Below are 11,623 nucleotides of genomic sequence, written 5' to 3' on the forward strand. Positions count from 1 at the left end.
TCAAAAGCTCCTTGTGGGCCGGTCCATGATGCGGCGGCCCATCAGGCTCGCCGTCAGGTCGACCATCAGCGTCGCGGTTCGGCCACGCTCGTCCAGGAAGGGGTTCAACTCGACCAGGTCGAGGCTGGAGACGAGGCCGCTGTCGGACAGCATCTCCATCACCAGATGCGCCTCGCGGAACGTCGCACCACCGGGAACCGTGGTGCCGACTGCCGGCGCAATGGAAGGGTCAAGGAAGTCGACGTCGAGACTGATATGAAGCAGCCCGTCTTCCGCCGACACACGCGCCAGGAAGGCGCGCAGCAGCGGCGCTATGCCATGCTCATCGATGGCGCGCATGTCGTGCACGGTCACGCCTGCCTGGTTGAGCGCGCTGCGCTCCGCCGGGTCCACACTGCGCAGCCCCATGGTGCAGATACGCTTGGGATCGACCGCTGCCGGCAGATCCGGGAAATAGCCGCCAAAACCCGGCTGGCCGCTGGCGTAAGCGAGCGGAACGCCGTGCAGATTGCCGCTGGCGGTGGTGTCGAGCGTGTGGAAGTCCGGATGCGCGTCGAGCCACAACACGAACAGCGGACGTTTGGTTTCCGCGGCGCGGCGGGCGATACCGGACACGGTCCCGGCCGATATCGAATGGTCGCCGCCGAGAAAGATCGGCATAGCGTCCTCGCTCGCCGCGTAGGCGGCCGCGGCAATGGCGGATGTCCAGGCCGACACCTCAGGCAGTGCCTTCAGCGCCAGGTTGCCATGCACGACGCGCCTCGCTGGAATTGCCTGGACGGCGCCCAGGTCCTCAACAGCGTGGCCGAGGCCGGACAGCACCTCAACAAGCCCAGCGGTCCTCAGCGCACTCGGGCCCATTTCACATCCCATTCGACCGGCACCGTCTTGCACCGGCGCCCCTACGATCTTGCAACGCATTGTTTCCTGATGCCCCAAGTTTGAATTGCGGGTAGGGGACCATGGCGAGCCGGCGATATGAACAGGTAAAATTGGCAATCCGGAAAGCATGGCTTATCGTAATGGCAGCTAAATTAATCAAAATGGTAACCCTCGATGGATGCACTGGACGAACGGCTCGTGACCTTGCTGCGGCATGATGCGCGTCGCAGCGTGTCGGACCTCGCCGTCGATCTCGGCGTCTCGCGCGCCACGGTCCGAGCACGTATGGAGCGGCTGGAACGGTCCGGCGACATCATCGGCTACACGGTGGTGCTGCGCGCCGACGCCGTCGATCAGCGCATCCGCGGTATCATGCTAATTGAGATTGAGGGCCATGCCGCCGACCGCGTGGTTCGGGCACTGGGCGGCTTCCCGGAAGTCTCGACCATCCATACGACCAATGGACGCTGGGATCTGGTGGTCGAACTCGGCACTGCCTCACTGACTGACTTCGATGCTGTGCTGCGCCGCATCCGACTCATAGCCGGCATAACGGGCAGCGAAACGAGCCTGCTCCTGGCCACGCCGCGCACGACCCGAGCACGACTGACCTAAGTCTAGCTAGCCTAGCCGCTGCTGCCGGCCAGAAACTGACGGAAGCGGTCCGATCGGCTGGCGGTAAAGAGTTCGTCTGGCGGTCCTTCATCCTCGACCAGCCCCTTGTGCAGGAATACGACCTTGCTGGAGACATCCCTGGCGAAACCCATCTCGTGGGTTACCACCAGCATCGTCCTGCCTTCCTCGGCAAGCGCGCGCATGACGCGCAGGACTTCACCGACAAGTTCGGGATCGAGTGCCGAGGTCGGCTCATCGAACAGCATGACTTTTGGCCGTTGGGTAAGCGCGCGTGCGATTGCCGCACGTTGCTGCTGGCCGCCGGACAAATGCGCCGGATAGTGATTGCGCTTGTCGGCAATACCCACCTTGGCCAGCATCGCCTCCGCCTCTTCCACGCATTCCGCGCGAGGACGTTTCTGGACGTGGACAGGCGCTTCGATCAGGTTCTCGAGGATCGTCATGTGAGACCAAAGATTGAAGGACTGAAACACCATGCCGACGCGTGCGCGGATCCCTCGGAGCTGCCGCATATCGGCCGGCCGCGTCTTCCCGCTCTTTTTGTGAAGCAGGATAGGTTCGCCCCCGACCTCTATCCGCCCTTCATCCGGGATTTCCAGCATGTTGATGCAGCGCAACATTGTGGACTTTCCCGATCCGGAAGAACCAAGGATCGAGACCACGTCACCCTCTTTGGCGTCCAGCGAGATGCCCTTCAGAACCTCCAGATTACCGAAACGTTTGCGAAGCCCAGCCACGCTCACGGCCGGTTGATGCGGGGTTGTCATCGTGCACCTCTTTGTTGGGCGTCGGCGGACAGCGGCGGCAGTCTCAAATGGCCAGTCAGACCATAATCGGCCCACTGGAGGAGCCGCGTGACGAGGAAGTTGATCAGGAGGTAGATGGCCCCCGCGACAACAAGAATTTCGATGGCGCGGAAAGACTGGGAGATAAGTTTGGCGGCAAGGCCCGTCACCTCCATCAATGTGATGATAGATGCCAGCGACGTCGCCTTGACCATGAGAATGAACTCATTGCCGTACGCCGGCAGTGCCTGACGCAGGGCCAGAGGAAAGACGATCCGCCGGTACAGCACGGTCGTGCCCATGCCGCAGGCTCTTGCCGCTTCAATCTGTCCTGACGGCACCGACAGCAGAGCCCCGCGAATAACCTCGCTCGAATAGGCGGCCGTGTTCAGGGTCAGGGCAATGAGGGCGCACCAGTATGGTTCGCGCAGGATCGGCCACAGAATGCTCGTCCTGATCGCCGGAAACTGGCCGAGACCATGGTAGATCAGAAAAATCTGCACCAGGAGCGGGGTGGAACGGAACACGAAGACGTAAAACCGGGCTGGCCAGGCCAGCAAGGGCAGCCCGGACAAACGCGCCAGAGCCAGCAGGATGGCGAGGACAGTTCCGAGTGCCACCGACGATACGGCCAGTTGCAGCGTCAGTGGGACGCCGGTCAAAAGTGTCAGCAGCGTGCTGTACATGAAGGCAAAATCCATCAGACCGGCCTCGATGCACGCGTTAGGCGCCATTCGGTGCGCTGAAGCAGCCATCCCGAGATCGACGAAATCACCAGGTACAAGACAGCGGCGGCAAGGAAGAACGTAAACGGCTGGCCAGTCGAACCGGCCCCGATTTGCGCCGTCCGTAGAATTTCTGCGAGACCCGTGACAGAGACGAGCGCGGACTCCTTCAGCACCAGCTGCCAGACATTGCCGAGACCCGGCAGGGCGTGCCTGAGCACCAGCGGAGCCACGATCCTGCGAAACAGTGTCAGTTGCGACATGCCACTTGCAATCGCCGCCTCGATCTCGCCTGAAGAGACCGCCCGATACGCCCCGCGCATGACTTCCGTCTGATAGGCGCCCGATACCAGGCCGATGGCAAGCGAACCAGCCAGGAAGCCGGGTATGCTTATGAAGCCCGACGCTCCGAAGAAGGCGCCCAGCGGCGTAAGCACCGCGCTTGACCCGAAATAGAAGAGATAGATCACCAGCAGATCGGGTATGCCGCGAAGGATCGTCGTATAGGCGTCGGCAAGGCTCCTGCGAAAATATCCGCCCTTGAGTTTTGCCCAGGCGCCAATCGTACCGATCAGCAGTCCTATCCCGAACCCGGTCAGGGCCACGGCAAGGGTCATTGCGCTCGCGTGAAGCAGCGAGGGCCCCCAGCCATTCTCGCCGAACCCAAGTACGAAGCCGGAGCCCATCACCTTGTGGCTCCCTGCTGCTCGTGCTGCGCGGCATGAATTGGCCGACAGGCGATTGCACGGTTCGAAAATCGGTCGGGGCTGAAAGCTGCAATTGAAAGCGCGCTTTTGCCGTTGGCGATCATATCCGAGACGACCGAGCCAACGATCGGCCCAAGCTGAAATCCATGGCCGGAAAAGCCGAATACATGCCAGAAGTTTTTGGCGACCGAGCTTGGACCAATGATCGGAAGGATGTCGGGCGTAACCGCCTCCAGTCCCGCCCAGGTTCGAACGATGGTCGCCTGACGCAGAACCGGGAAAAAATCCCAAACCGTTTGCGCGCTTTCAACCATGCGGTCAGCCACGGTGAGCGTCGTCCCGGCATCGAGATTCGGCTCGCCAAGGACTCCGCCGCCTATCACCACCGTGCCGACTTCCGTCTGCTTCAGGGACAGCTTGCGGTCGATGCCGATGACGACTGGATCGAGAAAGCGCTGTATGCGCGAGGTGACCATAAGGGTCAGTGCGAGATGCGTGCTTGGCAATTGTTCGCCGATCTTCTCAGCGATCTGCCACGCCCAAGCGCCACCGCAATTGACGACAACGTCCGCACGCATCTGGCCCCGTGTTGTATCGAGCTGCCATGTCGAACCAGCTTCGGCTACCCCAGTGACGCAGGTCTGCTCGTAGAAACGGGCGCCAAGTTGCTCTGCTCTCGCACGGAAAGCTTGTGTCGTGCGAAACGGATTTACGTGGCCGTCGCGTCGGGAAACGATGCCGCCAGTGCAGATGTCCGATAGCGTCGGGACAAGTTGCCTGACGTCTTTGCGATCGAGCATTTCCTCGAAATCGTAGCCCAGCTTTTTCATCTCGGCGGTCCGCTGCTCGCACCAGGCGAACTCTGAGGCGCTTGCTGCCACCCCCACCTGTCCGACGCGGCTGAAATATTCGCAGGTTTCAGCCAATTGCGGTCCGAGCAGCGTGTCCAGGTTTTCCCAAATATCCATCGCTGCAATCGACAGCGGGATTTCAGCGACATCCCGCATCAATTGCCTGACACCACCGGCATTCACGCCCGACGCATGGCGGCCCACGACGTTCTTTTCCAGCACGATCGGCTTGAAACCCCGCTGCGCCAGATGAAGCGCGGTAGAACAACCGTGCAGGCCCCCGCCGATGATGATGACGTCCGTTTCCATGGTCTCTAGACCCTCTGGCTGGGATCGCCAGAACTGGCGGACTGCTCGGGGTCGTATTCGGCATTCTGCAGATGAGCCAGTTGATCGAGCGGCAATGGCTTCACCGGGATGCGGAGCCGGAAATAGCCGACATCCTTCATGGGGACGCCGCTGTATTCCGCCAAGATAAGCGCGATGGTTTGGCCACACATGCGGCCCTGGCATTGCCCCATTCCGCATCGGCTTTGAGATTTGAGCTGATCCAGTTCTACAAACCTCTGGCCGTCGACCAGTTGTCTGATCTCCCCGGCCGAGACCTCCTCGCAGCGACAGACGATGTCTGCGTCAGCCGGGGTCCTGATCGCTTCGGAAGGGGAATAGAGGTGGTCGAGAAGGGTTCGCAGGCCGACCTGACGGGCGAGCGCCTGCATGTCTCCGGCTGCCATCAGGTCTCTTTCCTTCATCGACAGCCGCCCGAGTCGAAACGCCGTCTCCAGCGCTGCAAGTCGACCGGAATGCGGCGCGGCCTTTGCACCTCGGGTGCCCGCTCCATCGCCGGCTATCGCGATACCCTCATGGCTGGTGGTTCCCCATTGATCGAGAACCGGTGCCCAGGCCACTTGCGCCTCGTCCCACCGATGTGCGCAGCGCAGGCTCGCGGTCAACTGGATGTTCGGGATCACGCCTTCGTGCAGAAGAAGGGCGGAGGCGTCCATTCGATGGCGCCGCCCTCGGCTTTGAAACGTGACAGCTTCCAGTCTGTCCCGGCCTTCCGCTCGGATGTCACTCGCATGGTATATCGGAACGCCGGATGATCTGATCGCACGGATCCACTTCAGTCCATCAAGCAGATCGCCGGCGCCAGCACGCACCCGCGAGAGAAGACGGATTGTCGAAAACCACGACGTAGGTTTCTGCGTCTGAAGGATCACACGCAAAGGCGCGCCGGCAGAAAGCAATTGCAACGCGACAAGGTAGATAAGCGGTCCAGAGCCGGCGAGAACCGTGTCTTCATCGGGCACGATGCCAGCGGCTTTCATCAATGTCTGGACCGCACCTGCCGTCATGACCCCCGGAAGTGTCCATCCCGGCACCGCCACCGGCCGCTCGACAGCTCCGGTTGCAATCAGCACGCGATCGGCTTTGAGAAGGTAGGCCTGTCCGGATTGCGAGACACCGATCTTGCCATTGGGCGTGACCTGCCAGACCGAGCTCGAAGGCTCGTAACGAACTCCACTTTGGCGGAAGGCCTCTACAAGCGCGTTTCCGTGTCCATAATGCTTTCCCAGATTTTTCAACAAGCGGCCGGAAGAGCGGCTGACGGCTTCGATGTTGCGATAGGCCTGGCCACCTGGAGTGGGTTGCTCGTCAAGAAGCACGGTATCGACACCAAGCCGCGCGGCAAGTGTGGCGGCTGCCAGGCCCGCCGGACCGCCGCCAATGACGGCGAACTGGCATGTTCTTGGCGTTGTCATTTGTCCGCCAATCTGCCTGTCCCGGACTGACTCCGAACGATCATTCCGTCGGCAACAATCGACAGGCACGCTTGACGGTCCGACCTTCCGTCGATTTCCACCAGGCAGTCGAAGCAGTTTCCAATCATGCAGAAGGGCAGGCGCGGGGCTCCCGAAACGGGTGTCGTGCGGAAGTGATCGACACCAGCAGCAAGCAACGCCGCGGCAACGCTTTCTCCGGCCTGGCATGAAATCGCCTGACCATCGAAGACGATCGTCGCCGTCGACGGCGCTTCATTGAGGCGTCGAAATTTCATCGCGTATTCCAGAGTGTGGTTGTCGCTGGAGCCGGGGCCTGCGAATGAGACAAAGCCTCGCCAAGCCGGCGCAGAGCCCTTGTTGTGCCGCGCGGTGCGAGCGACGCTGGGTCGCTCGCACCGTGTCTTGTCAGTCCTTGACCGAGATATCGGCACCGAACCATTTTTCCGTCAGCGCCTTGTTGAACCCGTCGGAATCCACCGCATGAATCGCCGCGTTGAATTTCTCCTTGAGCGCAGTGTCGCTTTTGCGAAGTGCGACATTCGTCGTGCCGCTGCCGAGCACGCCTTCGACGAACGTTGGCCCGACCAGTGCGGCACCACTCAGGTCGGGCTTGGTCAGAGCCGCGTTGAGGACCGTGACGTTTGCCATGACGAGATCAACCCTGCCTGCCACCAGGTCGAGGTTCATCTCATCGATCGTCTTGTAGGAACGGATGGTCACCGCATCGTTCAGGTAGGCATCGGCGAAGAGCCCTGCCGTTGTCGATCCCTGAACGCCGAGAGTCTTTCCTTTGAGCGAGGCCGCGAGGGCTTCGACTGCCTTCGTAGAGGCATCGGGATTGGTGCGCAGGTTGAAATCTTCTCGCGCCGGAACAACCTTGTCGAGGCCGGTCTCCTTCATAGCCATGAACGCGTTCGGTGCCCTGGAATATGGGTCAGAGAAAGCAGCGACTTTCTGGCGGTCCGGCGTCACCCCCATGGACGCAATGATGGCGTCAAACTTTCCTGCGTTCAGCGCCGGCAGCATTCCATCCCAATCCTGCGCCACGATCTCGCATTCGGCCTTCATGCGACGACACAATTCCTTGGCCAGATCGATCTCGTAGCCGGCCAGGCTTCCGTCGGGGAGAGTATAGTTCCAAGGCGCATACGCGCCCTCGGTGGCAATACGGATGTGCGTGACGTCCTCAGCCCAGGCTGAGCTGGCCGACGGCATGACAGCAAGAGACAGGACGGCCGACAACAGAATATTCTTGATCATGTGAACCCCTTTCTTGTTGCCGAACAGCTACCGACACGTCCACAATCAATCGGAAAATTGAATAGGGTCAGCGCGGCCGACAATTGGCCCTCGCCTGCTTCAAGCTGGTGAAACTGTTCGATTTAGTCTGCTTTGTGCAAACCCTGCCGGAGTTAATTACAAATCGCCGTCTCATTCCAATACGAAAAGTTGCGCCGCGCATAGGATTTTCCTATGGATGCGACGTTGTGAGGTTCGAGGAGCCCGTGATCTATGAACTACAAGCAGCTTGAGGCGTTTCGCGCTGTCATGGAGGCGGGAACCGTTACCGGTGCAAGCGAGCTTTTGCATATAGCCCAACCATCGGTCAGCACACACATCTCCAACCTTGAACACGCTTTGAAGATCGAGCTGTTCATACGACGTGCAGGTCGCCTGGTTCCAACTGCGGAAGCGATGCTGCTCAACGAGGAGGTCGGCCAGATCGTCAAGGGCATGACCCGGATTCGCCGCCTGGCAGACGACATCACCCAACTTGAGGCTGGCCGCCTTAACATCGGCGTTTATCCAGCACTTGCAAGCATCGTCCTGCCGCGTTTTCTCAAGGATTTTGCCGGACGCCATCCGAAGGTTCGGATGAGCATTTTTCCCAGTGCCTCACCGAGGATCGCCGAATTGACCGCTGGTCGGCAGATCGACGTTGGCCTTATCCAGGCGCCGGTGGTTGACACTGCGATCACCTGCGATCTGATCTTCGAAGCCGAGTGTGTCTGCGTGGCGCCTCTCGGCCATGCCTTTGCCACCGAAGACGTCATAGGCCCGCTTCAATTTGCAGAGCAGGCATTCATCGCCTTGGGACGAGACGATCGTACCAGGCAAGATGTTGACCGCGCGCTCGTCGACGCGGGCGTTTCCATTGACTGCCGTTTTGAAACCCCCTTCGCCGACACAGCCTGCGCGCTCGTCGCACAAGGCCTGGGAGTTTCAATCGTCGATCCCTTTTCTGCAGCCCGGTGGGAAGGCCAACTCACCATCCGACCTTTCGCTCCCCGCCTTCCCTGCCATATCTACATGACACGCAACCGCACCCAGGTGTCGTCGATGCTGCAGCAGGTATTCGAGCGGGAATTCCGCACAGCACTGGAGGATAACCGCAGCGGTAATGTGAGGCTGTTTTAGCTGAGACTTGATCGATTTCTTCGAGGCCAACTCGGCTCTGGTAATGGCCAATCCTATCGCATTGTCGCCGATCGGCGGCCGGACTATCGAGAACCGGAACCGCGCGATCTCGGCCGGTCGGCTTCCATCCTGACGCAAACATGCGGACCGCCGCGGACGGGGAAAGTCGTTCCCGCGTCCCGTCCTGGCCGCTCTTTGCCATAGCGACGACAGCGTCGCCGAGCGTTGTGGCCAAGCGAGCCTTCCGTTCGCATAGGAATATCCGCGGCCGGCACGAAGCCGGTCGCGGGTTTGATCTCGAGCGGATGCGATCAGAGCCGTTCAGCCCGGATCTTCAGGATCTGGTACAGCATGTTTCGAATGCGCTGCCAAACGGTCAGACGCTTGATCATGCCTTAGCCTCCTGTTTCATCTCCGATGCGTCGGCTGGCGCTCAGATGACCTGTGCCGCCAATGCCACGCCGACCAACGACGTGCCGACGCCTGCCGTGCGGATGGCTCTCGGCCAGCGCCGAAGCGTCAGGGCGGCGAGCGCGCCGGTCGCATGCAGTGCCGAAGTGGCGACCACGAAGCCGATCGCGTAGGCGATGCCGCTCGCCGTCTCGGGAATTTCGAGGCCGTGGGCATTGCCGTGGAAGAGCCCGAAGAGAGCAGTCAGCAAAGCTGCGACAGCAAGCGGCAAAGGTCTGGCGAGCGCCATCATGGCGCCGAAGACCACCAGCGACAAAGCGATGCCGGACTCCAGCGACGGCAAGCCGATCCCGGCGATGCCGAGCAGGGCGCCGGCGATCATCGCCGCGACAAAACACGATGGCACGACGACGATGGCTCTGCCGCCTGTCCGGGCGGCGATCGTGCCGACGGCCATCATGGCAAGCAGATGGTCGATATCGGCGAGCGGGTGTTCAACGCCACTCAGAAAGCCGTGGACATGAAGGCCGCCGCTATGGGCGAAAGCCAAGGACGGCGCGAGGACTGCGGTAGCTGTCAGGGAAAGGCCACCGAAAAGCGAAAACGTTCTGTTCATCGTTCTGGACCTGCTTAAACGGAGTGTGATGGGTTCACTGGTGGCGCTCATTGTCCGGAGCCAGGCATGGCGATTTGCGCGGCCCCGGATCTGTCGGCCAAAAGGCGCGCCGCGCCGAAGTCGAGGGGCCTTTGTCCCTTGCCGTCATGATAGACGAAGGCCAGGCGGCGCCGGTGCGATGTCAGTTTCGCGGGCAGCGGGTGATAGGTCACACCGGCACCGCCGATCAGCGGCATGACAGCGCCGACATCGACCATGTTCTGCGTCTCGACACGCAGCAGATGCAGCCGCAAGCCTTCGGCGGTTTCGCCGACGAACGGAATTCCTGCCAGTCGCAGGAAACTGGAGGGATCTGGCGCCCGCGCAAAGCCTTCGAGAAAGGCGACTTCCACTAGATCGAGATCTGTCGTCCTCGGGTCGGTGGGTTCGGGAGCATGGTCGTGCGGCAGATGCGGCGTCTGCCATTGCAACGGCTTGCCGGCCGGCCCGTTGTGGCCGACAGGGTGCGGATGGTGGTGGTGACCATTCGGCCCGTGATGGTGATGGCTGTCGCCATGGTCATGGCCGTGGTGATGATGATCGTCGTGCATGGTCAAAAGCTCGTCGGCTTGTCGATGATGGATTTGTGCTTGCCGAGATTGCCGTGGGCGACCATCGAGCCGAGCGCCTCGACGACAACGCGTACGCCGAACAGCGCGGTGATGTCCGAAGTGTCGTAGGGCGGCGAAACCTCGACCACCTCCAGACCGCAGATGCCGGGCGCCGAGACAAGCCCGAGCAGCTTCAGCGCTTCGCGCGGCAGGAAGCCGCCAGGCTCCGGCCAGCCCGTGCCGGGCACGAAACCGCAATCGATGCTGTCGACATCGAAGGAGATGTAGACCGCGTCGGTGTCCTTCCATGCGAGCTCGAGCGCGATCTCCGCCGCCTTCTCCAGCCCCATCTGTTCGATGTCGGAAATCGTCAGCACGTTCGTTCCGCGCTTCCTTGCCTCGGCAACGCCGTAGCGGGGCACCTGCCAGCCGCCGATGCCGAGCTGCACCAGATTGGTGGCCGACACGTTCGGCAGGTTGGTCGCCCAATACCAGGGCGTCGTGTGCATGCGCTCGTCGAGATCCTTCTCCTGGATGTCGATGTGGCGATCGAAATGGATGATGCCGATGCGCTTGGAGGTGACGTCGGCGATGCCGCGCACGCAGGGGAATCCGATCGAATGGTCGCCGCCCAGCATGATCGGCAGCGCGCCGGAAGAGGCGACGTGGCTGACGCCCTTGGTGATCTGGTCGAAGCTCTTTTCGAGATTGGCCGGAATCGTGAAAACGTCGCCGGCGTCGCACAGCGTCATCTGCTCGCGCAGGTCGACACCGAGCTCGTAATTGTAGGGCGTGTAGAGCGCCGAGATGCGACGGATACCTTGCGGGCCGAAGCGGGTTCCCGGCCGGTAGGTGGTGCCGCTGTCGAAAGGAATGCCCATGACGGCCGCGTCATACCTGCCGACGTCGCGGACGTTCTCGACATAGGGCGCCTTGAGGAAGGTGTTGATGCCGGCGAAATGCGGCAGCTCGCCGCGCGCGAATGTCGGGATCGACTTGTCGATGATCGAATCCGATCCCGGCAGGCCCATATCCAGCGCCCATTTCTGTTCCTTGCGCCAGCCATCCTCGGGCAGCTTTCCTTCCGCCTCGATCGATTTCCAGCCCTGCATGTCGCGGATCTCGAAGTTCGGATGGTGGAAGCGCTGGCGGGGCTGGTGGTCGGTGAGCCCGGCGCGGCGATGCCGGCGTTCTGGACTGTCTGTGTGCATGAAAACC

General features: G+C 61.4%; 13 protein-coding genes. 2 read left to right on the top strand and 11 right to left on the bottom strand.

Annotated elements, in window-relative coordinates; all coding sequences use genetic code 11:
• The gene (rocF, locus tag ACSQ3Z_RS10420) at window positions 1-921 is read right to left on the bottom strand and encodes an arginase (RefSeq protein ID WP_436171186.1); all 921 of its coding nucleotides are present in this window, start codon (window positions 919-921) and stop codon (window positions 1-3) included.
• Between the two features lie 135 nt (window positions 922-1,056).
• On the opposite strand from rocF, the gene ACSQ3Z_RS10425 reads away from it, so the two are divergent.
• Entirely contained in the window at window positions 1,057-1,497 is a 441-nt protein-coding gene (locus tag ACSQ3Z_RS10425; RefSeq protein ID WP_031261243.1) for an Lrp/AsnC family transcriptional regulator, read from the top strand.
• 11 nt (window positions 1,498-1,508) lie between these two features.
• Here ACSQ3Z_RS10425 and ACSQ3Z_RS10430 read toward each other — a convergent pair whose 3' ends face one another.
• The 7 genes from ACSQ3Z_RS10430 to ACSQ3Z_RS10460 form a co-directional block, all read right to left on the bottom strand.
• On the bottom strand, window positions 1,509-2,285 hold the full coding sequence (locus ACSQ3Z_RS10430) for an ABC transporter ATP-binding protein (protein WP_436171187.1): 777 nt from the start codon (window positions 2,283-2,285) through the stop codon (window positions 1,509-1,511).
• A complete protein-coding gene (locus ACSQ3Z_RS10435) occupies window positions 2,282-3,004 on the bottom strand; it encodes an ABC transporter permease (protein WP_436171188.1) in 723 nt (240 codons plus the stop codon). The genes ACSQ3Z_RS10430 and ACSQ3Z_RS10435 overlap by 4 nt, the downstream gene beginning before the upstream one ends.
• The gene (locus ACSQ3Z_RS10440; RefSeq protein ID WP_436171189.1) at window positions 3,004-3,714 is read right to left on the bottom strand and encodes an ABC transporter permease; all 711 of its coding nucleotides are present in this window, start codon (window positions 3,712-3,714) and stop codon (window positions 3,004-3,006) included. The genes ACSQ3Z_RS10435 and ACSQ3Z_RS10440 overlap by 1 nt, the downstream gene beginning before the upstream one ends.
• Window positions 3,714-4,895, bottom strand: coding sequence for an NAD(P)/FAD-dependent oxidoreductase (locus ACSQ3Z_RS10445; RefSeq protein ID WP_436171190.1), 1,182 nt, complete (start codon window positions 4,893-4,895; stop codon window positions 3,714-3,716). Before ACSQ3Z_RS10445 ends, ACSQ3Z_RS10440 begins: the two co-directional genes overlap by 1 nt.
• Before the next feature lie 5 nt (window positions 4,896-4,900).
• Window positions 4,901-6,349 carry an NAD(P)/FAD-dependent oxidoreductase gene (locus ACSQ3Z_RS10450; RefSeq protein ID WP_436171191.1) on the bottom strand — a complete coding sequence of 483 codons (1,449 nt, stop codon included), beginning with the start codon at window positions 6,347-6,349 and terminating at the stop codon, window positions 4,901-4,903.
• Window positions 6,346-6,645, bottom strand: a complete 300-nt coding sequence (locus ACSQ3Z_RS10455) for a (2Fe-2S)-binding protein (RefSeq protein ID WP_436171192.1) — start codon at window positions 6,643-6,645, stop codon at window positions 6,346-6,348. The genes ACSQ3Z_RS10450 and ACSQ3Z_RS10455 overlap by 4 nt, the downstream gene beginning before the upstream one ends.
• 130 nt (window positions 6,646-6,775) lie before the next feature.
• On the bottom strand, window positions 6,776-7,630 hold the full coding sequence (locus ACSQ3Z_RS10460) for a transporter substrate-binding domain-containing protein (protein ID WP_436171193.1): 855 nt from the start codon (window positions 7,628-7,630) through the stop codon (window positions 6,776-6,778).
• Window positions 7,631-7,882: 252 nt separating this feature from the next.
• Here ACSQ3Z_RS10460 and ACSQ3Z_RS10465 point away from each other — a divergent pair, with 252 nt between their 5' ends.
• Window positions 7,883-8,788 carry a LysR substrate-binding domain-containing protein gene (locus ACSQ3Z_RS10465; RefSeq protein WP_436171194.1) on the top strand — a complete coding sequence of 302 codons (906 nt, stop codon included), beginning with the start codon at window positions 7,883-7,885 and terminating at the stop codon, window positions 8,786-8,788.
• 433 nt (window positions 8,789-9,221) lie between these two features.
• Here ACSQ3Z_RS10465 and ACSQ3Z_RS10470 read toward each other — a convergent pair whose 3' ends face one another.
• Genes ACSQ3Z_RS10470 through ACSQ3Z_RS10480 form a run of 3 tightly spaced genes read right to left on the bottom strand, consistent with a single transcriptional unit; the run spans window position 9,222 to window position 11,616 of the window.
• Window positions 9,222-9,815: a HupE/UreJ family protein gene (locus ACSQ3Z_RS10470; protein WP_436171195.1), complete on the bottom strand. Its 594-nt coding sequence runs from the start codon at window positions 9,813-9,815 to the stop codon at window positions 9,222-9,224.
• A gap of 47 nt (window positions 9,816-9,862) precedes the next feature.
• Window positions 9,863-10,405 carry a hypothetical protein gene (locus ACSQ3Z_RS10475; protein WP_436171196.1) on the bottom strand — a complete coding sequence of 181 codons (543 nt, stop codon included), beginning with the start codon at window positions 10,403-10,405 and terminating at the stop codon, window positions 9,863-9,865.
• A gap of 2 nt (window positions 10,406-10,407) precedes the next feature.
• Window positions 10,408-11,616 carry an agmatinase family protein gene (locus tag ACSQ3Z_RS10480; protein ID WP_436171197.1) on the bottom strand — a complete coding sequence of 403 codons (1,209 nt, stop codon included), beginning with the start codon at window positions 11,614-11,616 and terminating at the stop codon, window positions 10,408-10,410.
• Window positions 11,617-11,623 lie beyond the last annotated feature (7 nt).

The organism is Mesorhizobium sp. LjNodule214, from assembly GCF_964252735.1.
Lineage (GTDB): Bacteria > Pseudomonadota > Alphaproteobacteria > Rhizobiales > Rhizobiaceae > Mesorhizobium.